The 21331-nt window shown below is 68.0% G+C and carries 18 protein-coding genes; 4 read left to right on the plus strand and 14 right to left on the minus strand.

Features of this window, described 5'->3' with window-relative positions:
- Nucleotides 1-8: 8 nt before the first annotated feature.
- Both aroA and rsgA read left to right on the plus strand, forming a co-directional pair.
- Nucleotides 9-1277 (plus strand): 3-phosphoshikimate 1-carboxyvinyltransferase, encoded by a 1269-nt coding sequence (aroA, locus tag ACZYZ9_RS21265; protein ID WP_463828250.1) that lies wholly within the window; start codon nt 9-11, stop codon nt 1275-1277.
- Nucleotides 1274-2254, plus strand: a complete 981-nt coding sequence (gene rsgA, locus ACZYZ9_RS21270; protein ID WP_463828251.1) for a ribosome small subunit-dependent GTPase A — start codon at nt 1274-1276, stop codon at nt 2252-2254. Before aroA ends, rsgA begins: the two co-directional genes overlap by 4 nt.
- A 142-nt stretch (nt 2255-2396) precedes the next feature.
- Here the strand turns inward: rsgA and ACZYZ9_RS21275 are convergent, their stop codons facing one another.
- The 11 genes from ACZYZ9_RS21275 to ACZYZ9_RS21325 all read right to left on the minus strand — a co-directional run bounded on the left by ACZYZ9_RS21275 (nt 2397) and on the right by ACZYZ9_RS21325 (nt 15087).
- Complete coding sequence (locus tag ACZYZ9_RS21275) at nt 2397-3908, minus strand: GMC family oxidoreductase (protein WP_463828252.1); 1512 nt, start codon at nt 3906-3908, stop codon at nt 2397-2399.
- A 6-nt stretch (nt 3909-3914) separates the two neighbouring features.
- The gene (locus ACZYZ9_RS21280; RefSeq protein WP_463828253.1) at nt 3915-4781 is read right to left on the minus strand and encodes a beta-keto acid cleavage family enzyme; all 867 of its coding nucleotides are present in this window, start codon (nt 4779-4781) and stop codon (nt 3915-3917) included.
- Nucleotides 4782-4791: 10 nt separating this feature from the next.
- Nucleotides 4792-5328, minus strand: a complete 537-nt coding sequence (locus ACZYZ9_RS21285) for a hypothetical protein (RefSeq protein ID WP_463828254.1) — start codon at nt 5326-5328, stop codon at nt 4792-4794.
- Between the two features lies 1 nt (nt 5329).
- Nucleotides 5330-7048 carry a GMC oxidoreductase gene (locus ACZYZ9_RS21290; RefSeq protein WP_463828255.1) on the minus strand — a complete coding sequence of 573 codons (1719 nt, stop codon included), beginning with the start codon at nt 7046-7048 and terminating at the stop codon, nt 5330-5332.
- Nucleotides 7029-8507, minus strand: a complete 1479-nt coding sequence (locus tag ACZYZ9_RS21295; RefSeq protein WP_463828256.1) for a flavin-containing monooxygenase — start codon at nt 8505-8507, stop codon at nt 7029-7031. Before ACZYZ9_RS21295 ends, ACZYZ9_RS21290 begins: the two co-directional genes overlap by 20 nt.
- Before the next feature lie 26 nt (nt 8508-8533).
- The gene (locus ACZYZ9_RS21300; protein ID WP_463828257.1) at nt 8534-9643 is read right to left on the minus strand and encodes an AraC family transcriptional regulator; all 1110 of its coding nucleotides are present in this window, start codon (nt 9641-9643) and stop codon (nt 8534-8536) included.
- Between the two features lie 27 nt (nt 9644-9670).
- Nucleotides 9671-10951, minus strand: coding sequence for a fatty acid desaturase family protein (locus ACZYZ9_RS21305; protein ID WP_463828258.1), 1281 nt, complete (start codon nt 10949-10951; stop codon nt 9671-9673).
- A gap of 87 nt (nt 10952-11038) precedes the next feature.
- Complete coding sequence (locus ACZYZ9_RS21310) at nt 11039-12184, minus strand: ferredoxin reductase (RefSeq protein WP_463828259.1); 1146 nt, start codon at nt 12182-12184, stop codon at nt 11039-11041.
- Nucleotides 12185-12267: 83 nt separating this feature from the next.
- A complete protein-coding gene (locus tag ACZYZ9_RS21315; protein WP_463828260.1) occupies nt 12268-12768 on the minus strand; it encodes a DUF6912 family protein in 501 nt (166 codons plus the stop codon).
- A complete protein-coding gene (ppk2, locus tag ACZYZ9_RS21320) occupies nt 12765-13628 on the minus strand; it encodes a polyphosphate kinase 2 (protein WP_463828261.1) in 864 nt (287 codons plus the stop codon). The genes ACZYZ9_RS21315 and ppk2 overlap by 4 nt, the downstream gene beginning before the upstream one ends.
- 40 nt (nt 13629-13668) lie before the next feature.
- Nucleotides 13669-15087 carry a WS/DGAT/MGAT family O-acyltransferase gene (locus tag ACZYZ9_RS21325; RefSeq protein ID WP_463828262.1) on the minus strand — a complete coding sequence of 473 codons (1419 nt, stop codon included), beginning with the start codon at nt 15085-15087 and terminating at the stop codon, nt 13669-13671.
- Nucleotides 15088-15257: 170 nt separating this feature from the next.
- Here ACZYZ9_RS21325 and ACZYZ9_RS21330 point away from each other — a divergent pair, with 170 nt between their 5' ends.
- Nucleotides 15258-15722 (plus strand): Rv3235 family protein, encoded by a 465-nt coding sequence (locus ACZYZ9_RS21330; protein WP_463828263.1) that lies wholly within the window; start codon nt 15258-15260, stop codon nt 15720-15722.
- Between the two features lie 48 nt (nt 15723-15770).
- Here ACZYZ9_RS21330 and secA read toward each other — a convergent pair whose 3' ends face one another.
- From secA to ACZYZ9_RS21345, 3 genes are all read right to left on the minus strand, one after another.
- Nucleotides 15771-18617 (minus strand): preprotein translocase subunit SecA, encoded by a 2847-nt coding sequence (gene secA / locus ACZYZ9_RS21335; RefSeq protein WP_463828264.1) that lies wholly within the window; start codon nt 18615-18617, stop codon nt 15771-15773.
- A 66-nt stretch (nt 18618-18683) separates the two neighbouring features.
- On the minus strand, nt 18684-19367 hold the full coding sequence (gene hpf / locus ACZYZ9_RS21340) for a ribosome hibernation-promoting factor, HPF/YfiA family (protein ID WP_463828352.1): 684 nt from the start codon (nt 19365-19367) through the stop codon (nt 18684-18686).
- A gap of 309 nt (nt 19368-19676) precedes the next feature.
- On the minus strand, nt 19677-20309 hold the full coding sequence (locus tag ACZYZ9_RS21345) for a ComF family protein (RefSeq protein ID WP_463828265.1): 633 nt from the start codon (nt 20307-20309) through the stop codon (nt 19677-19679).
- Nucleotides 20310-20464: 155 nt separating this feature from the next.
- Here ACZYZ9_RS21345 and ACZYZ9_RS21350 point away from each other — a divergent pair, with 155 nt between their 5' ends.
- Nucleotides 20465-21328 carry a L,D-transpeptidase gene (locus tag ACZYZ9_RS21350; RefSeq protein ID WP_463828266.1) on the plus strand — a complete coding sequence of 288 codons (864 nt, stop codon included), beginning with the start codon at nt 20465-20467 and terminating at the stop codon, nt 21326-21328.
- Nucleotides 21329-21331 lie beyond the last annotated feature (3 nt).

Below are 21331 nucleotides of genomic sequence, written 5' to 3' on the forward strand. Positions count from 1 at the left end.
ATGGAGCGGTGAGCGCATGGCAGGCCCCGTCCGCACCGGCCCCGGTGCACGCGACCGTGACCGTCCCAGGCTCGAAGTCGCAAACGAATCGCACCTTGATTCTGGCGGCGCTCGGCGCCGGCACGTCGACCATTGCCGGAGCCTTGCGCAGCCGTGACACCGACCTGATGATCGGGGCGCTGCGAGCCCTGGGCCTGCGCGTCGACGGCACCAGCACCGACCTGACGGTGGACGGCCGCATCGAACCCGGCCCCGATGCCCGCATCGACTGCGGGCTGGCCGGCACCGTGCTGCGCTTCGTCCCCCCGCTGGCCGCACTCAGCGCCACCCCGGTCACGTTCGACGGCGACGAGCAGGCTCGTTCCCGACCCATCGCGCCCCTGCTGGATGCGCTGCGGGGTCTCGGCGTGCCGGTCGACGGGACCGGGTTGCCGTTCCGCGTGCAGGGCAGTGGTTCGGTGGCCGGCGGGACGGTGGCCATTGACGCCTCGGCGTCCTCGCAGTTCGTCTCGGGCCTGTTGCTGTCCGGGGCGTCGTTCACCGACGGCCTGACCGTGCAGCACACGGGTGAGTCGCTGCCCTCGGCGCCGCACATCGCGATGACGGTGGCGATGCTGCGCCAGGCCGGCGTCGACGTCGACGACTCGGTGGGCAATCGTTGGCACGTGCATCCGGGCACGGTGCAGGCCCGGCACTGGCAGGTCGAGCCGGACCTGACCAACGCGGTCGCGTTCCTGGCCGCCGCCGTGGTCACCGGAGGTTCCGTGCGCATCACCGGCTGGCCGGCAACCAGCGTGCAACCCGCCGAGCACATCCTGGACGTGTTGGCCAAGCTGAATGCGGTTGTCGAGCAGGGTGATTCGGCTCTGGAGGTGCAGGGTTCCCCCGGGTACGACGGGTTCGACATCGACCTGCGCGACGTCGGCGAACTGGCGCCTTCGGTGGCGGCGCTGGCGGCGCTGGCGGCGCCGGGATCGGTGTCGCATCTGAGCGGGATCGCGCATCTGCGCGGGCACGAGACCGACCGGCTGGCCGCCCTGAGCACCGAGATCAACCGCCTGGGTGGTGATTGCCGGGAGACCGACGACGGCCTGGTGATCACCGCCGGTCCGTTGCAACCCGGGCTCTGGCACGCCTACGCCGATCACCGGATGGCAATGGCCGGCGCGATCGTCGGGTTGCGGGTCCCCGGCGTGACGGTCGACGACATCGGCGCCACCACCAAGACGCTGCCGGAGTTTCCCCAACTGTGGACCGAAATGGTAAGCAGCGCTTGAGAACTGGCGACTACGACGAGTCCGACGTCAAGGTCCGGTCCGGCAAGGGATCGCGGCCCCGGACCAAGACCCGTCCGCAGCACGCCGACGCCGAGGCCGCCATGGTGGTCAGCGTCGACCGCGGCCGCTGGGGGTGCGTGCTGGGCGGGCAACCCGATCGCAGGGTCACGGCGATGCGGGCGCGCGAACTGGGCCGCACCCCGATCGTGGTCGGTGACGACGTCGACATCGTCGGCGACCTGTCCGGGCGCACCGACACCCTGGCCCGCATCGTGCGGCGGGGTCCGCGGCGAACGGTGTTGCGGCGCACCGCCGATGATGATGACCCCACCGAACGCGTGATCGTGGCCAACGCCGACCAACTGCTCATGGTGGTGGCACTCGCCGACCCGCCACCCCGCACCGGCCTGGTCGATCGCGCACTGATCGCCGCCTACACCGGCGGGCTGACGCCGATCCTGTGCCTGACCAAGACCGACCTCGCCCCACCCGAACCGTTCGCCGCACAATACGTCGACCTGGACCTCACCGTGGTCGTCGCCGGCGTCGACGACCCTCTGCTCGCGGTGGCAGACCTGCTCGACGACACGATCACAGTGCTGCTCGGGCACTCCGGAGTCGGCAAGTCGACACTGGTGAATCGCCTTGTGCCCGAGGCGGATCGGGCGGTGGGCAACGTCACCGACATTGGGCGGGGCCGGCACACCTCGACCCAGTCGGTCGCACTGCCGCTGCAAAACGGGGGGTGGGTGATCGACACCCCCGGCATCCGATCGTTCGGCCTGGCCCACATCAAACCCGACGACGTGCTGAAGTCGTTCAACGATCTCGCTGAGGCCATCGAGGACTGCCCGCGCGGCTGCGGACACATGGGTCCGCCGGCCGATCCGGAATGCGCGCTGGACCTGCTCACCGGCACCGCGGTGCGCCGTGTCGGTGCGGCCCGGCGGTTGCTGGCCACCCTGAGGGAGGGGTGAGACGTCGCGCGGTGAGTTTCCCTTGCCGAGCGGCCCCACAAGTACGGTAAAACGCCGCGAAAACCGTACTTGTGGGGTCGCTCGCGCGAACGAATGGAACCCCGCAATCAGCGCACCACTCGGACGGATCCGACGCGTCTGATCAGGCGAGCAGGAAGTCCGCGCAGCGTTCGCCGATCATGATGGCGGCAGCATTGGTATTCGCGCGCGGAATCCGGGGTAGCGCCGATGCATCGGCGACCCGCAGATTGTCGACGCCGCGCACCCGCAGATGCTCGTCGAGGGGACTCTCGGGGTGCGTGCCCATCGCAACAGTGCAGGCCGGATGGTAGGTGGTGATCGCGGTCTGCCTGATGCACGACTCGAGGTCCGTACCGGGACCCGGCAGCAGCTCCGGTCCGAGGGCGGACGCGATCGGTTCGGTGGCCATGATTTCGCGGGTGCGCCGCACAGCGCGGATCAGCGCTTCGACATCCTCGCGCTCGGAGAGCAGATTCATCCGGATCACCGGTGGCGTCGCGGGATCCGATGAGCGTGTCAACACCTCGCCACGACTCTTCGGCGTCCAATACGAATGTCCAATCGACAGAGCGGGTTTCAGCGTGTCCGCTGCCGGATCGGCCGTGGTGTCGGCGAGGATGGTCATTAACTGAAAGTCGCAGGCCGGCAGCTCTGGTGTCGACCGGATGTGGGCGACCGCCTCGACGCCGCTGTTCGCGAGCTTGCCGCTGCGGCTGAATACCCACTGCAGCAACCATTTCGGGTGCGACGCGTCCGATAGGCCGACGTAGCCCGGCGCGAGGGACCAGATCGCCCAGGCGTGCGGGTGGTCGGTGAGGCCCTGACCGACCAGGGGACTGTCGGTGACCGGATTGATTCCAACGCTTCGCAAATGGTCGGCGGGACCGATACCGGACAGCTGCAGCAAGTGTGGCGTGCGGTAGGCGCCCGCGCTCACGACGACGTGGCCGGCGAAGGCCTGCTGGACCCGACTCCCCCGTCCCTGACGGCGGTATTCGATGCCGACGGCGCGGCCCTTACGGATGATCACCCTGCCGACTTCGGCCCGGGTCAGGACGGTCAGATTGGGCCGCCGGCGCAGATAGCCGCGCGGCGTGCTCCAGCGCCGGCCTCGGTGGATGTTGACCGGGGCGATCGCCGCTCCGTCGAGTTCGGGTCCGCTGACGTCGTCGTCTGCGCAGACGCCCGCCGCCCGTGCCGCAGCGACGAACCGCCTCGACAGTTCGTCGGGGCAGGGGTTTCGCGCAATCCGCATCGGGCCCTGCTCAATTCGGGCGAACACCGGCGCCACGTCCGTCCACGACCAGCCGGGCAGTTGCCAGTCGTCGTAGTCGAGATGGCTGCCCTTGACCCACACCATCATGTTCATCGCGCTGGTTCCACCGAGCACCCGACCGGCGTGCAACGGCATCCGGCGATCGCCGCAGGCGGCCTCCGGCTCGGATTCGTAGCACCAGTCCAGCGCGGTGCCGAATAGCCGGACGTTCGCCAGCGGCGCGCGCACCTCCAGTCGTCGGTCCGAACCGCCGGCCTCGACCAGCAGCACCCGGGACGTCGACTCCGCAGCAAGCCTTCCGGCCACCGCACATCCGGCTGATCCCGCTCCCACGACGATGTAGTCATATACAGCCACGGACACCTACCGTAGCGCCAGAATTCGTGCCGCTTGCGCTGGCGTTGCGACCGAGCGGCCCGAACGTTCGCACAGGCGAACGGCTTCCGCCACCAATTCGACATTGGACGGCGACCGGTCGCCGCGGTAGAACTCCAGTCCCAGGTGCAGGTGGCCGCCGCGTGCGAGCGCCAGCTCAGCGATCGGACAAGCGCACAAGTCCCCGCCGACCACCGAAACAGCCCACGGAATGTCGCACCCGTCGAGCAGTTCCAGGTAGGCGTCGAGTGCGCGCTCGGTGGGCGGCAACCCGAAAGGGGCGCCCAGGTAACCGGATTCGGTGGCGAAGTAGAGCTTGATCATGGTGCCCTGCGGCAGCCGACCCGCCCGCCACCACGCGAGCGCGGCCCGCAGGAACCCGGGTTCGTAGATGGCCAGACTGGGCCCGAGCCGGGCCTCGCGGCAGATCTGGAAAGCACGCTCGATCGTCTCAAATGAGTTGCGGTAGACGAAATCTCCGGCCGGCACCCCGTCAGCGTCGGTGCCGCCGAGATTGACCGATCCGGGGTCGGTGAGCCCCACGCGCAGCCCGGCCGCGGCCAGCGGCACCAGGTGTTCGTAGGAGATCGAGAGCTCCGCACCGAAATGCACCGTCGGGTACAGCAACGCGTCGGGTCGGGCGGCCAGGACCGGCCGCCATGCCTCGAGGTAGCGTTCGGCCGCTTCTGCCACGCTGACCCCATGCAGGTCGATGTGGTTGTGGATGATCGCCGCGCCCGCTTCGATGCACGCCAACGCGTCCGCGGCGATCTCCGAAGGCGTCACCGGCACCTGGGGATTGACCGACTTGGGGGTGACGCCGTTGATGGCGCATTCGATGATGACCGGAGTCATTTCGAGGCGGTCAGAGCCAGCCGGTGCGGGCGGCGGGTACCGGCTCGGGGGGCGACGGCGCCAAATGCACGTCGCGCACCCCGTCGAGCATCCGTTGCACCGCGGCCACGATTTCCGGTGCCGCCGAGGCGATTCCGGCCACGTCGGCCTCGCTGACCTGGTCCGCACCGATGCCGGCCCGGGCCAGCACGGCGGGCGGGTCGGCCAGTTCCTCGGCCAGCCAGGCGACGGGGTCGGCGGACAGCTCCGGGACGAAGTGCCGACCGCCGGGTTCCCAGCCGTCGAACCGGGGGTGGTGATGGGCCCGGTCCAGCGTGCCGGGCGGGCTTTCGGTGGAGCCGAACAGGTCCACCCGCCACACCGGGCGGTTGAAGGCGATCGGGATGCCGGCGTAGATCGATCCGTGCGGGTCGGCCCGGTCGACGATGCGCAGCTCCAGCCTGACTCCCCGTTCCGGGGTCTCCTGGCCGGTGCGCGGGTTCGGGTCGACGAAGTACATGTCCCCGACGACCACACCCAGGTTCTCGAATCCGAACGCGGCAAGCATGTCAGCGAGCGTAGTCCCGCTCGGAGCGCAGCGCGCCGGGCGCGGTCACCGGGACGGCCGGCCGGACCGGCGCCACCGGGGCGATGCGTTCGTAAGGTGACCCCAGCGGCGGCCGCGGGTCCGACTCGCCCTTGTTCGGCCACAGCGAGGTGGCCCGCTCGGCCAGCGCGGTGATGGTCAGGGACGGGTTGACGCCCAGGTTGGCGGTGATCGTGGACCCGTCGATGACGTGCAACCCGGGGTGGCCGTGCATGCGGTGGTAGGGGTCCACCACGCCAGAGTCCGCCGATTCGGCGATCACGCAGCCGCCGATGAAGTGCCCCGTCATCGGGATGTCCGCCAGGTCCGCCCAAGCGCCCCCGGCGATGCCGTCGAGGTGCTCGGCCGCGCGCCGGGCGACTTCGTGACCGACCGGGATCCAGGTCGGGTTCGGCTCGCCCACGCCTTGCCGGGACTTCATCCGGCGCCCGAACAGCCAGGGGCGGGTGTAGGTGGTCAGCGAATTGTCGTGGGTTTGCATGACCAGCAGCGGAATGGTCTGCTCCGACCAGCGCTTCGGGTTGAGCAGCCGGCGCAGGTCCCGACGTTGGCGGACAAGCTCTTTCATCCCGGTCCGCCATCGCCTCCCCCCGTCCAATCCGTCGACCAGGACGGTGCCCATCAGCCCCATCAGGTTCGAGTCGTGGCCGTAACGGCAGGGCTCGACGTGGGTGTGGTCGTCCGGGTGGATGGAGGACGTGATCGCGACACCCTCGGAATAGTCCACGTCGTCGCGACGGGCCCGCACGGCCAGGATCGCCTCGGAATTGGTCCGGGACAGCTCGCCGAGCTTGGGCGAGATGTGCGGCAGGCTGCCGCGGTCGCGCAGCTTGTGTAACAGCCGCTGGGTGCCTAGGGCAGCTGCGGAGAACACCACCTGCTCGGCGGTGAAAACACGCCGTCGGCGCCGCAGTGTGCCGCCGGTGCGGCGGGTCACCACGTCGTACCCGCCGCCGGCGCGGGGCCGCACGTCGACGACGGTGGTCAGCGGGTGGACCGTCGCGCCGAGGTTCTCGGCCAGGTAGAGATAGTTCTTGACCAGCGTGTTCTTAGCGTTGTGCCGACACCCGGTCATGCATTCGCCGCAGTGCCGGCAGGCGTTGCGGTCCGGGCCGGCCCCGCCGAAGTACGGGTCGCCCACCGGGGCGCCCGGCTCGGCCAGCTTGCCGTCGGACCCGGTGAAACACACCCCGACCGGGGTGGCGTGGAACGTGTCGGCGACGCCGAGATCGGTGGCGATCTTCAGCATCACCTTGTCCGACGGCGTGGTCCGCGGGTAGGTCTCGACGCCCAGCATCCGCTTGGCCTGGTCGTACCAGGGCAGCAGTTCGTCCTTCCAGTCGGTGATGCCGCTCCAGCGCGGGTCGGCGAAGAACCCGTCGCCGGGCTGGTAGAGCGTGTTCGCGTATACCAGCGAGCCGCCGCCGACCCCGGCGCCGCTGAGCACCACCGCGTCGGTGAGCACGTCGATGCGCTGGATGCCGTAACACCCGATCGAGGGCTTGAACAGGTAATCGCGGACGTGCCAGCTGTTCACCGCGTAGTCCTCGTCCCGGAACCGGCGTCCGGCCTCGAGAACGCCTACCCGGTAACCTTTTTCGCTGAGCCGCAGCGCGGTGACGCTGCCCCCGAAACCGGATCCGATGACCAGCACGTCATAGTCAAACGAGGCTTGACTCACGCGACAACACCTCCTGGAAATCGCCGAGGGCTGCGGTCCGGGTGCGACGCTGATATTCGTGCACCAGCCCGGGCCAGTTGGTGGTTACCCGGCCGGACGCGGTGCGATACCACGAGTCGCAACCGGTCCACACACCCTTGTCGAGGCGGGCCTGGACTTCGGCGTCGTAGGCCCGCTCGACGGAGGGCCGGACTTCGAAGGCGCGCCCGGGTCCGCGGCGGGCGAGCTCGGTCACGATCTGACGGATGTAGCCGGCCTGCTGCTCCATCATCAGGATGACCGAGCTGCTGCCGAGATTGGTGTTGGGGCCGTAGATCAGGAACATGTTCGGGAAGCCGGTGACCGCGATGCCGAGGTGTGCGCGGGCACCGTCGGCCCATTCGGCGTTCAGGTCCCGTCCGCCGCGGCCGGTGATCGTCATCGGCGCGAGAAACTCGGTGGCCTTGAAGCCGGTGCCGTAGATGATCACGTCCACCTCGTGCAGCCGGCCGTCGGCGGTGCGCACCCCCGTCGGCGTCACCTCGGTGATCTCTTCGGTCTGCACGTCGACGTTGTCGCTGGCCAGCGCCGGATACCAGTCGCTGCTGAACAGCACCCGCTTGCACCCGATCGGGTAGTCGGGGGTGAGCTTGGCCCGCAGCTCCGGGTCTTTGATGTGCCGCTTCAGGTTCGCCGACGCCAGCGCCTGCAGCATCCGGGCCAGGGGTTTGGCCCTGGTCAGGGCCAGGCCCAGCAGTTCGGTGGTCTCCCAGATCACGCCACGCATGGCGGCAGCCCAGCCGGGCACCTTCTCGAACGCGGCGTGGTGCCGGTCGGTGTAGGCCCGGTCCACCTTCGGCACCACGTAGGGCGCGGAGCGTTGGAAGATGGTGACCTGTCCGGCAGTTTGGCGGATGCGCGGAACGAACTGGATGGCCGACGCCCCGGTGCCGAGCACCGCGACCCGCCGGCCGGTCAGGTCGACGTCGTGGCGCCACTGCGCGGAGTGGAACGACGGCCCGGTGAACGAGTCAAGTCCCGGGATGTTCGGCAGCGAGGGACGCGACAGCTGGCCCACTGCCGGTACCAGCACCTCGGCTTCCAGGACTTCGCCGGATGCGGTGGTCACCCGCCAAGTGGCGGTGCCGTCGTCGTATTCGGCGGAGGTGACCTCGACCCCGGTCCGGACCAGCTCGCGCAGGCCGAACTGCTCGGCGGTGTCGTGGATGTAGCCCAGGATGTCGGGTTGCTCGGCGTAGCGGCGCCCCCAGTCGTTCTTGCGGGCGAAGGAATAGGAGTACAGATTCGACGGGACGTCGCAGGCGGCGCCGGGATAGGTGTTCTCCCGCCACACACCGCCGATGTCGTCGGCCTTCTCCAGCACGGTGACGTCGGCGAGACCGTCGTGGGACAGTTCGTATGCGGCGGCCAGGCCTCCGAAGCCGGCGCCGATTACCAGGACACGGGGACGAAATCGCATGCTTTGAAACTACGAGCTATGGCACGTCACCGGAAGGCGATCGCGGACGCTGAATCCATAATTCCGGCCACGAACCGTTCCCGGGGCGCCACCGAACGCTGGTAGCGCGCAGGTGTGGTGCCGGTCCAGCGTTTGAACGCAGCGATGAAACTCGTCGCCTCCGCGTAGCCCAGCCGCAGCGCGACATCGTCCACCGACAGCGCACCGGTGGCCAGCAGCTCTTCGGCCAGCACCCGGTGCACTTCCTCAACCAGGTCCCGGAAGGTGGTGTTCTCCTCGGCCAGCCGGCGGCGCAGGGTGCGCTCGCTCATGGCGAGCTGCCGGGCGACGCTGGCGATGGTGTGGGTTTTACCGTCGATCTTGTCGTCCAGAGATGCCAACCGGTCCCGGACCAGCCGGGCCACCCCGGTGCGCTGCCGTCGGCGTTCCAGCAGAGCGGTGCACTGCTGCTCGCAGATGGTCACGCTCATCTCGCTGGCCTGGGGCAACCGGTTTTCCAGTAGCGCGGCCGGCCAGCGCGCCACATTGGCGGGCGCCTGGTATCGCGGGACCACCCCGAATACCTCCCGCACCGCGGTGTCCCCGGACGGCGGGGCCGCACCGGCGAACTCGATCGACATCAGCGGCAGCGGACCGCCCAGCAGCTCGGCCATCACCCGGCCGATCGCCGCGAGGTCGCGGCGCACCAGGAACTCGGCGACGGGACCGGTCAGATCGGGCAGATCGAGCCGCAGCGCGGCAACTGGTCCCTCCACCGTCACGCTGGGCAGGCCGAAGCCGTAGCTGAGCTCGTAGAACCGGGCGGCGAACCGGACCGCGTCGCCCAGCGTCGAGCTGGTCAGGCAGGCGAACCCGAAGATCCCGAACGAGCCGACGTGGTAACTGCCGCCCACCCGCACCCCGAGGTCGGCCGGGTTGCCCAGCAGGCTCACCAGATTGGTCACCACCGCCAGCTCCTGGCGGCCGACGATCATCCGGCCCGGGTCGTGCAGGTCGGCCTCGGTCAGCCCGGACCCGCGCAGGACATCCTCGACGACGAGCCCGTTCGCGCAACCGAACTCGGTCATCAACGCGACGCTGCCGGTGTTGCGCGGGAAGTCCCAGTGCGACACCTGCTGTCCGGCGAAGACCTGCACGGTCTCCAGTATGGCGGCGCCTACCGGTTATGCGGCCAACTCACCGTTGACCGCCGCTGCGGCGGCACGCTTGGACTGCCGCCACCCGCGCACGGCCGCGATGGCGGATTTCAGCCCGCGGCGGCGGCCGGTCGTCGGGTCGGTCCCGGTGAACTCCGGTTCCAGGCCGACGAACATCCGCTCGCTGCGGGTCTCCGGCGCGTTGTCGGCGTCGTCGCGCAGGTACTTGTCCGGCAACGACAGCTTGGCGATGGTGCGCCACGTCTTGCCGTACTGCACCAGGAACGACCCGGTGGTGTAGGGCAGGTCGTACTTGTCGCAGATCTCGCGGACGCGCAGCGAGATCTCGTGCAGCCGGTTGCTGGGCAGGTCGGGATACAGGTGGTGCTCGATCTGGTGGCACAGGTTGCCGCTCATGAAGCGCAGCAACCAGCCACCCTCGAAGTTGGCGCTACCCAGCATCTGCCGCAGGTACCACTGGCCCTTGGTCTCGCCGACCATGTCCGTCTTGGTGAACTTCTCGGCGCCGTCGGGGAAGTGCCCGCAGAAGATGACGGCGTTGGCCCACACGTTGCGAATCACGTTCGCCGTCGCGTTCGCCTTCAGCGTCGAGGTGTAGGTCGCGCCGGGCGACAGCGAGGTGAGCGCTGGGAACGCGAGGTAATCCTTGAGCACCTGGCGACCGGCCTTGGCCAGGAATTCGTCGATGCGCTGGCGGGCCTCGCCGTGCTCCATCCGCTTCTTGACGATTTTGCCGATTTCCACGTGCTGCAGGCCGACACCCCATTCGAACAGCAGCGCGAGCAAGGTGTTGTAGACGAGATTCATCAGGTTGAAGCGCTTCCAGCGCTGGTCACGGGTGACCCGCAGCAGGCCGTAGCCGACGTCGTCGTCCATACCCAGGATGTTGGTGTACTTGTGGTGCACGAAATTGTGGGTGTAGCGCCAGTGCTTGGACGACCCGCTCATGTCCCACTCCCAGGTCGAGGAGTGGATCTCCGGGTCGTTCATCCAGTCCCACTGGCCGTGCATGACGTTGTGGCCGATCTCCATGTTCTCGATGATCTTGGCCACACCGAGCGTGGCGGTGCCCGCCCACCATGCCGACCGCCGTTTGCTGGCGGCCAGCATCACCCGCCCGGCCACTTCGAGCGCGCGTTGCGCGGCGATGGTGCGACGGATATAGCGGGCGTCGCGCTGCCCGCGCGAGTCTTCGATGTCCTGGCGGATGGCATCGAGTTCGAAAGCCAGGTTTTCGATGTCGGCGTCGGTCAGATGTGCGAATTCTTCGACGTCGGTGATCGCCATAAGTTCTCCCTGCGTCTGTTGTGCTTAGGGCGTACCCGGGCCTACGCAATAGTAACCTACGACTCCGTAGGTTACCTGTCGGTAACTCTAGATATCGACCACGCAGTCGCCGGATGCGGCCGACACGCAGGTCTGGACGCGATGGCCCGGATCGTGCTCGACGCCGGTGCGCAGGTCACGGACGTGCCCGTCCAGCAACTCCACCACGCACGACTGACAGATGCCCATGCGGCAGCCGAACGGCATCTGCACGCCGGCACCTTCCCCGGCATCCATCACCGACGTCGCCGCATCGGCGGCGACACTCTTGCCGCTGCGGGCGAAGGTCACGGTCCCACCCGCTCCCGCCGGCGCGGCCCTGGACACCGCGAACCGCTCCAGGTGCAGCCGATCACCGACGCCGGCCGCCGACCACGCCTTCTCGGCCTGGCTGAGCATGCCCTCGGGGCCGCAGGCCCAGGTGTGCCGGTCGCGCCAGTCCGGTACCTCGTCGTCGAGCCGGGACAGATCGAGCCGGCCCCGCGAGCGGGTCTCGCGCACGGACAGGCGATAGCCGGGGTGATCGTCGGCCAACCCGGCCAACTCGTCGGCGAACATCACGTCGGAGCCGGTGGGCGCCGAATGCAGGTGTGCGACATCGGTGATCTGGTCGCGGCGCACCAACGTGCGCAGCATCGACATCACCGGCGTGATCCCGGACCCGGCGGTGAGGAAGAGGATGGACGACGGCGCCGGATCCGGCAGCACGAAGTTGCCCTGCGGTGCGGCCAGTCGGACGATGGTTCCCGGTTCGACACCGGCCACCAGGTGGGTGGACAGGAAGCCTTCCGGCATGGCCTTGACGGTGATCGTGATCGTCCGGGCCGAATCGGAACCCGCGGCCGGACTCGAGGTGAGCGAATACGACCGCCAGCGCCAACGCCCGTCGACCAGCAGCCCGATGCCGATGTACTGGCCCGGCTGGTAGTCGAAACTGAAGCCCCACCCCGGCTTGATGACCAGGGTGGCCGAATCCTCGGTCTCGCGGCGGACTTCCAGGATGCGGCCGCGGAGCTCGCGAGCCGACCACAGCGGGTTGGCCAGGTGCAGGTAGTCGTCGGGCAGCAGCGGGGTGGTGATGCGCGCGGCCAGTTGGCGCAGCGCGTGCCAGCCGGGATGCTGCTCGGCCCCGGCAACGCTCGCCCGAGTGGTGTTGACGACCCTGGCGGTGAGCGCCGCGTGCTTTGTGCTCATGAAAAGAAGCTCCTGCTCGTGCTCCGGCCGCGTCTGACCCAACCTACGGTACCGTAAGTTACGGTACCGTAGCCAGAGCGGCGTCACAGTAGCTCGAGCAGGAACGGGAGCTCCTGGTTGGCGTACCAGGCCAGATCATGATCCTGGGCGTCGCCGACGGTCAGCTCGGCATCCTCGTCCCCGAGATCGGCGGCATCGATCACGGCCATCGCCGCCCTGACGGCCGGCTCCGCGTCCGTATTGTCCACATATGCCGCGATTACCCGTTCCAGCTGAATCGACCCGTCGATCCTGACGACCGCGTCGTCCAGATCGGGACGGAAGGCCACCTCATCCACGTCGGCTTCCAGCACCACCCGGCGCAGCGGCAGCGCGCCGTCCTCCTCAGCGGCCAACAGCCGCAGCGAAGCCAGCGCAGCTTCGCGCAGCGCCACCTCGGCAAGCTCGTCGTCGTCGCCCTCGGCATAGGACTCGCGCAACGCCGGGGTGACCGCAAAGGCGGTGCCGTTGACCGGACGCAACGACCCGCCGGCGACGAGCTGCTGCAGCATGCCCAGGGTCGCCGGGATGTGGACCCGTGTCATGACATCAGAGTCGCCACGTGGTCGGTGACGAACTTCTGCAGCTCACGCGCCGGCCGCTGGTAGTTGCCGGTCACGACGGGACGGTCCGGCAGGGTGACCTTCGGGATTTCCACCTCCGAGTAGTTCACGGTCGAGAGCAGGTGGGCCATCATGTTCAGCCGTGCATGCTTCTTGATGTCGGATTCCACTACGTACCAGGGACTGACCGGGGTATCGGTATGCACCATCATCTCGTCCTTGGCGCGCGAGTAGTCCTCCCACCGGTACACCGATTCCAGATCCATCGGGGACAGCTTCCATTGCCGCACAGGGTCATTGAGCCTGGCCTTGAACCGGCGCAACTGTTCGGTATCCGACACCGAGAACCAGTACTTGCGCAACAGGATCCCGTCGTCGATCAGCATCTGCTCGAAGATCGGGGTCTGCCGCAGAAACAGCGCATGCTCGTGCGGTGTGCAGAATCCCATCACCTTTTCGATGCCGGCGCGGTTGTACCACGAGCGGTCGAACAGCACGATCTCGCCTTTGGTGGGCAGATGGGCGATGTAGCGCTGGTAATACCACTGTCCGCGTTCCCGGCCGGTCGGCACCGGCAGCGCGGCGACGTGGGCGATGCGGGGGCTGAGGTATTCGGTGATCCGCTTGATCGCACCGCCTTTGCCCGCGGCGTCGCGGCCTTCGAAGATCACCACCAGCCGGGCACCGGTGTGCCGCACCCATTCCTGCAATTTCACGAATTCGGTTTGCAGCCTGAACAATTCGGCTTCGTAGATGTCGTTGGGGATCTTCTGCACGGTGGGTGCGGCCGACTTCTTCTTCTTCGTCTTCGGCGACGCGCCGGCCTTGTTCGGGGTGCTCACATCAACGGATGTTATCGGTACCCGCCGATTCCGGCCGAAACTAGCGGGAAGCGCCCAGCAGCTCGTCCAGCGACTGCTGCAACAACCCCGGCAGCAGGTCCACGTCGCTCATCGCGTCGCGGTCGGCGTTGATGCCGAAGTAGAGCATGCCGTTGTAGGACGTGACGCTGATGGCCAGCGCCTGGTTGTGCAACAGCGGCGGCACCGCGTAGGTCTCCAGCAGCTTCGTGCCGGCGATGTACATCTGCGACTGGGCGCCGGGGGCGTTGGTGATCAGCAGGTTGAACGGTTGGCGCGACAGCGTCGGGAAACTGGTCGCCACCCGGATGCCCATTGCGTGCAGCGTCGGCGGCGCGAAACCGGACAGCGTGACGATGGTGCGGGCGTCCACCAGGCTGGCGGCCGTCGGGTTCGATTCGGTGGCGTGCGCGATCTGGGAGAGCCGGACCACCGCGTTGCCCTCCCCCACCGGCAGATCCACCAGGAACGGGGTCACTTCGCTCATCGCCTGGCCCGGTCCGGACGGGTCGAGCTGGTCGTCGGGATACACCGACAGCGGCGCCATCGCCCGCACCACCGCGGTCTGCGTCACGGCTTCACCGCGCGACATCAACCAGTTGCTCAGGGCACCGGCTATCACCGCCAGCACCACATCGTTGATGTCGCATTCGTAGCGGGCCCGCACCGTCCGGTAGTCGTCGAGCTTGCCCCGGGCGACGGTGAAGCGGCGATTGCGGGACACGGTGGCGTTGAGCGGGCTGCTGGGCGCGGTGCCACGTGCCACGGTGCGCGCGACGTCGAAAACCCGGCGGGCAGAGTCGACGAGCTGACCGGAATTGGTCACCAGCCCCGCGACCGCGGAGCCGACGGCCTGCAATTGGGTACCGGGACCCACCAGCCACTCCCCGATGGCACCCAGCACCAACCGGCTGTGCCCCGGGTCGCGTTCCGGCACCCAGATGTCTTCGGGGAACGGCGGTGCCCGACGCGTCCGGTCGGCGATCACGTGGTTGATCTCCAGGGCGCCCATGCCGTTGATCAACGCCTGGTGCGACTTGGTGTAGAGCGCGAGGCGGTTATTGGCCAGGCCCTCGACCAGGTACATCTCCCACAGCGGCCGCGACTTGTCCAGCGGCCGGGCAGCCAGGCGGGCGATGAGTTCATGCAGTTGTTCGTCGCTGCCGGGCGACGGCAGGGCCGAGCGCCGAATGTGATAGGTGATGTCGAAATCGGCGTCGTCGATCCAGACCGGCCGGGCCATGCCGACCTTGACCTCGCGCACCTTCTGCCGGTAGCGCGGTATCTGCGGCAAGCGCTTCTCGACGGTGGCCAGCAATGTCTCGTAGCTCAGACCCGATCGCGGCCGGCGCAGGATCGACAGCGACCCGACATACATCGGGGTCGCGGTGTTCTCCAGTCGATAGAACGACGCGTCCGCGGTGGACAACCGGGTCACCATTGCCGCAACGCCCTCCTGTTTCGCATTCTGGATATCAGGTCACGCTATCGGCTGGCGGGCGTCTGCGCCGAGCGGGCCTGTGGATGAGGACCGACGAGTGAATACCCAACGGCCCGACCGTCTGACACTCTTCAGGCGCTGCTCGGTCACAAGCGTCTGGAGATGCCCCATTGCCCACTGTCGCCGTCACACCGGTGATCGACTACGAACCCCCGACCCGCGGCCTCCCGCGGTGTGGACCATCATCGCACGCGCCGCCGCGGCCGGCCCGTCCGCGCCCGCAGCGCCAGCCGGACGGCGTGCCGCTGGACGCGCAGATGCGTCAGGCCGCGGTGTTCGCCGACGCCGCGCTGCGTCGGGTGCTCGAAGTCATCGACCGGCGCCGCCCGGCCGGGCAGCTGCGTGCGGTGCTGACACCGGATCTGGTCGACGCCGTACAGGCGGTGAGCCGCACGGTTACCGGACAGGCCGGCGCCGCGGTGCTGCGCAAGATGCGGCTACAGCCCACCGGGGGCTCCGCGGCCGAGGTGTTCGGCTGCTACAGCCGTGGGGAACGGCTGCACGCGATCGCCGGTCGGGTGGAACGGGTGTCCGCGCCGGGACAGTGGCTGGTGGTCGCCCTGCAGATCGGCTGACCGGGCCACCCGTGAGAGTCAGTGCCGGGCAACAACTTTTCCGGATGCTCAGCGCTTCTTCACCGACTTGGGCGGCTTGGCACCGCGTCCCTGCTGGCGCGCAGCAGCCCGCCGTTCCCGACGGCTGCCGCCACTCGCGGCGCCGGCGGTGGTCTTGGCCGCCGCACCACCGTTGCGCTGCACCTGCGCCGACCCGTCCTCCGACGGACCTGAATAGGTCAGCGCGGGTCGGTCGTCGTCGTTGTCGATTCCCTTGGCCCGCAACGTGCTCACCGGTTCCTTGACGGCCGGCGCCGGTTGGCCCGCAGCTTCGTCCGCGGCCTCCGGGCTGCCCAGAGTCGCCAAGCCCTCCGGCGCGTCGACCGGGGTCAGTTCGACCTGCGGGGCGGGCACCGCCTCCACGCTGACGTTGAACAGGAAACCGACCGACTCCTCTTTCATGCCGTCGAGCATGGCCATGAACATGTCGTAACCCTCGCGCTGGTATTCCACCAGCGGGTCGCGTTGAGCCATCGCGCGCAGGCCGATGCCCTCCTTGAGGTAGTCCATCTCGTAGAGGTGCTCGCGCCACTTGCGGTCGATGACGTTGAGCAGCACGTTGCGCTCCAGCTGGCGCATAGCACCCTCGCCGGCTAGCTGTTCCAGCTCGGCTTCCCTTGCCGCATAACACTTTTCCGCATCGGCGAGCAGCGCCTCGAGCAGTTCTTCGCGGGTCAGGTCGTCGCGGTCGGAGTCGTCGTCGGGATGCATCAGCGACTCATGGTCGATGCCCACCGGGTAGAGCGTCTTGAGCGCGGTCCACAACGCGTCGAGGTCCCAGTCCTCGGCGTAGCCCTCGCTGGTGGCACCGTCCACGTACGCGGTGATGACGTCGGTCAGCATCTCCTTCGCCTGCTCCTGCAGGTTCTCGCCCTCCAGAATCCGCTTTCGTTCGGCGTAGATGACCTTGCGCTGCTGGTTCATCACCTCGTCGTACTTCAGCACGTTCTTGCGCATCTCGAAGTTCTGCTGCTCAACCTGGGTCTGGGCGCTCTTGATCGCCCGGGTGACCATCTTGGCTTCGATCGGCACGTCGTCGGGCAGGTTCAACCGGGTCAGGAGGCTCTCCAGCGCCGCGCCGTTGAACCGGCGCATCAACTCGTCGCCCAACGACAGGTAGAAGCGCGACTCCCCGGGGTCACCCTGCCGACCGGACCGACCACGCAGCTGGTTGTCGATGCGCCGCGACTCGTGGCGTTCGGTGCCCAGCACGTAGAGACCACCGGCCTCGATGACTTCCTTGGCCTCTGTGGAGGCTTCCTCCTTGACCTTCGGCAGCTCCTGGTGCCAGGCCTCTTCGTACTCCTCAGGCGTCTCGATGGGGTCCAGGCCGCGCTCGCGCAGCCGCTTGTCGGTGAGGAAGTCGACGTTGCCGCCCAGCACGATGTCGGTACCGCGGCCGGCCATGTTGGTGGCCACGGTGATGCCGCCGCGCCGGCCCGCCTCGGCGATGATGCCCGCTTCCTGCTCGTGGTACTTGGCGTTGAGCACGTTGTGCGGGATGCGCCGCTTGGTGAACTGGCGAGACAGGTATTCCGAGCGTTCCACGCTGGTGGTGCCGATCAGCACCGGCTGACCCTTCTCGTAGCGTTCGGAGACGTCGTCGACCACCGCGATGTACTTGGCCTCTTCGGTCTTGTAGATCAGGTCGCCCTGGTCCTCGCGGATCATCGGCTTGTTCGTCGGGATCGGGACCACGCCCAACTTGTAGATCTCGTGCAGCTCGGCCGCCTCGGTCTGGGCGGTACCGGTCATGCCGGCGAGCTTGTCGTACAGCCGGAAGTAGTTCTGCAGCGTGATGGTGGCCAGCGTCTGGTTCTCGGCCTTGATCTCGACATGCTCCTTGGCCTCGATGGCCTGGTGCATGCCCTCGTTGTAGCGCCGGCCGACCAGCACCCGGCCGGTGAACTCGTCGACGATCAGCACCTCGCCGTTGCGGACGATGTAGTCCTTGTCGCGGTTGAACAGCTCCTTGGCCTTCAACGCGTTGTTGAGGTAGCTGACCAGCGGCGAGTTGGCCGCCTCGTACAAGTTGTCGATGCCGAGCTGGTCCTCGACGAACTCCACGCCCTTCTCGTGCACACCGATAGTGCGCTTGCGCAGGTCCACCTCGTAGTGGGTGTCCTTCTGCATCAACGGCGCCAGCCGCGCGAACTCGGTGTACCAGTTGGAGGCGCCGTCGGCCGGACCGGAAATGATCAGCGGGGTCCGGGCCTCGTCGATCAGGATGGAGTCGACCTCGTCGACGATGGCGAAATTGTGCCCGCGCTGCACCAGGTCGTCGAGCGAGTGGGCCATGTTGTCACGCAGGTAGTCGAAGCCGAACTCGTTGTTGGTGCCGTAGGTGATGTCGGCGTTGTAGGCGACGCGGCGCTCCTCGGGCGTCATCTGCGCCAGGATCACCCCGACCTCCAGGCCCAGGAAACGGTGCACCCGGCCCATCCACTCGCTGTCGCGTTTGGCCAGGTAGTCGTTGACGGTGACGACGTGCACACCCTTGCCCGCCAGCGCGTTCAGGTACGCCGGCAACACGCAGGTCAGCGTCTTGCCTTCCCCGGTCTTCATCTCCGCGACGTTGCCCAGGTGCAGCGCGGCCGCGCCCATCACCTGCACGTCGAACGGCCGCTGGTCGAGCACCCGCCACGCGGCTTCGCGGGCCACCGCGAACGCTTCGGGCAGCAGATCCTCGAGGGTCTCGTCTTTGTCCAGACGCTTCCTGAACTCGTCGGTCTTGGCCTTCAATTCGGCGTCGGTGAGTTTCTCCACGTCGTCGGACAACGTGTTGACATAGTCGGCGACCTTCTTGAGGCGCTTGACCATGCGGCCTTCACCGAGGCGCAGCAATCGCGACAGCACAGCTTGTTCCCCTATTGGGTGGGAGTCGTTCGTCTTGAGCGACCCCCATCCTAGGTGACGGGGTGATCAGGCCAATCTGATCAGGCCGTAGTCGTAGGCGTGCCGTCGGTACACCACGGAGGGTCGCTCGGTCTCCTTGTCGAAGAACAAGAAGAAGTCGTGCCCGACGAGCTCCATCTCGTACAACGCGTCGTCGACCGTCATCGGCGTGGCCGGGTGCTCCTTGGTGCGCACCACCCGACCCGGCAGGTGCTCGATGGGTTCGGGATCGACGCCGTCGTGGTCGTGCGGCTCGGCCGGAGCCGAGTTGAAGGCGTTTTCCGGCGGCACCACCGCGGTGGCCTCGGCCAGCGACACCGGGGTCTTGTCGCCGTAGTGCACCTTGCGGCGGTCCTTGCCGCGCCGCAGCCGGCTCTCCAGTTTGACGACCGCGGATTCCAGTGCGGCGTAGAAGCTGTCGGCACAGGCCTCACCGCGCACCGCCGGGCCGCGGCCGCGGGCGGTGATCTCCACGCGCTGACATGCCTTGCGCTGGCGGCGGTTGCGTTCGTGGTCGAGTTCAACATCGAACAGGTAGATGGACTTGTCGAACCGCTCGCAGCGGGCGAGTTTCTGTGACACGTAAAGGCGGAAATGGTCGGGGATCTCAACGTTGCGGCCCTCGAACACGATCTCGGCAGTGGCGGTCGGTTCGGCCTGGTCTTCAGTTCCTGCAGAATCAGCCTTGTCCAGAACCTGCTGGGAATCCACGGAAAGCCTTGACATTCTTTACAACTCGTTTCTCTTTTCACGTCACACGCACTCTGCGTGCCCGGCACTCAGCTACGCGCCGACGGGGTTAGAACGGTTCTGGAGAAGCCACCGTCGCAGGCTGCCCGCCGGAGCTAGAAGTCGAATACTCACCTCCTCCCGCGGGTGTTGCTCAACCTGGCAATACAGCGACTGTGAGTCGGGAATCTGCTTTCGACGTTAGCCCGTGTTCGCCTTACCGTGCCACCCAATTCGCAGACCTGTTGCGAGTTCTTCACGTTCGCCCTGCGGTGACGCCCGGCGCAGCGGTCAGGCCGCCGCGACAGCCAGCACCGCCACCACCGCAACCCCGGCCGCCTGCAGCACCCGAACGGACTCGGCCGCGGTGGCCCCGGTGGTGACGACATCGTCGATGAGCAACACCTCACCGCGCGGCGGCGGCGCACGCAACACCACGCGGCCGGCGATGTTGTGTTCCCGCGCCGAGGTGCCCAGGCCCACCGAGTCGCGCACCAGCGCCCGCAGCCGCAACACCTCGGCGACGCGGATGCCGGGATGACCGACCACCGCCACCCTGGCCAGCCGGGCGACCGGGTCGCCGCCGCGCCGGCGGGCCGCCGACCGCCGCGTCGGCGCGGGGACCACCGTCACCGGGATGTCCACCATCCCCCAGCTCAGCAGCCGGTGCACCGCGACGGCCAGCGCGTACGCCAACGGTGCCACCAGGTCGCGGCGGCCGCGCTCCTTGAGCGCCAGGATGGCCTGCCGCCGGGCACCGCGGTACCGGCCCAGCGCGAACACCGGCACCCCGGGGTCCACGCGGGGGCTCACCACCACGGGCTCCCCCGCCGACACCGCCAGCTCGCGGGTACACCCGTCGCACCAGCGCACCGCGGGGGCCCCGCACCCGCCGCACTGCAGCGGCAGCACCAGATCAAGCATGGTCCCAGTGTGGCGCCGAAGACTGACATGTTCGGACGGAGACCGAGCTGTAACCAAACCCTGACCGACTTACCAACGCGCGCTTACCCGTTCGCCGGTGTCGCGCATCCTACGATCCGACCGACAACACAGCAGCAACCAATCGGGAGTGCGCGATGCGGGCGGCAATTCGGTCTCTGTTCGTGGCGATCGGGATTTCCGCGACGGTGTTCACCAGTCCGGCCGGCGTCACGCTGACGGCGGTCAGCACACCGCACAGCGTGTTCGACATCGCCTCGGTGCTACCGGCACGCGGGGCGGTGGTGGGTGTCGCACACCCGGTGGTGGTGACCTTCGGGCATCCCGTCACCGATCGCCAGGCCGCGCAGCGCGCGTTGGACGTGACGGCGACCCCGGCGATGACGGGACGGTTCGAATGGGTCGACAGCCGCGTCGTGCAGTGGGTTCCGGACCGATACTGGCCGGCGCACAGCACCATCGCGCTGTCGGTGGGCGGGCTGCGCACCGAGTTCGCCACCGGACCGAAGGTGGTCGGTGTCGCCGACATCGCGAATCACACCTTCACCGTGCGCATCGACGGCGTCGAGACGGGGCCACCGCCACCGCGGCCGGCACCGCACCACCGGCCGCATTTCGGTGAGGACGGGGTGCTGCCGGCTTCGATGGGCAGACCCGAGTTCGCGACCCCGGTCGGCAACTACACCGTGCTCGCCAAAGACCGCTCGGTGCTGATGGATTCGAGTTCGGTGGGCATCCCGGTCGACGACCCCGACGGCTACCAACTCAAAGTCGACTACGCGGTGCGCATCACCAGCCGCGGTCTGTTCGTGCACTCGGCTCCGTGGGCGGTCCAGTCGATGGGATTGGACAATGTCAGTCACGGCTGCATCAGCCTGAGCCCGGCCGACGCCGAGTGGTACTACGACACCGTCAACGTCGGCGACCCGGTGATCGTGCAGGCGGGCGAGGTCAGGGAAGAAAAGGTCGCCGACACCGTGCGCCAGCTCAAACCGTCGTAACCG

The organism is Mycobacterium sp. IDUB_28, assembly GCF_055419285.1.

What these genes read in the sequence shown, in the direction of transcription:
- ACZYZ9_RS21280 (WP_463828253.1), bottom strand. Translation starts at nt 4,781, where the DNA reads ATGACTCCGGTCATCATCGAATGCGCCATCAACGGCGTCACCCCCAAG.
- ACZYZ9_RS21295 (WP_463828256.1), bottom strand. Translation starts at nt 8,507, where the DNA reads ATGCGATTTCGTCCCCGTGTCCTGGTAATCGGCGCCGGCTTCGGAGGC.
- ACZYZ9_RS21285 (WP_463828254.1), bottom strand. Translation starts at nt 5,328, where the DNA reads ATGCTTGCCGCGTTCGGATTCGAGAACCTGGGTGTGGTCGTCGGGGAC.
- ACZYZ9_RS21345 (WP_463828265.1), bottom strand. Translation starts at nt 20,309, where the DNA reads ATGCTTGATCTGGTGCTGCCGCTGCAGTGCGGCGGGTGCGGGGCCCCC.
- ACZYZ9_RS21325 (WP_463828262.1), bottom strand. Translation starts at nt 15,087, where the DNA reads ATGGTGACCCGGTTGTCCACCGCGGACGCGTCGTTCTATCGACTGGAG.
- ACZYZ9_RS21310 (WP_463828259.1), bottom strand. Translation starts at nt 12,184, where the DNA reads ATGAGCACAAAGCACGCGGCGCTCACCGCCAGGGTCGTCAACACCACT.
- ACZYZ9_RS21305 (WP_463828258.1), bottom strand. Translation starts at nt 10,951, where the DNA reads ATGGCGATCACCGACGTCGAAGAATTCGCACATCTGACCGACGCCGAC.
- ACZYZ9_RS21350 (WP_463828266.1), top strand. Translation starts at nt 20,465, where the DNA reads ATGCGGGCGGCAATTCGGTCTCTGTTCGTGGCGATCGGGATTTCCGCG.
- ACZYZ9_RS21315 (WP_463828260.1), bottom strand. Translation starts at nt 12,768, where the DNA reads ATGACACGGGTCCACATCCCGGCGACCCTGGGCATGCTGCAGCAGCTC.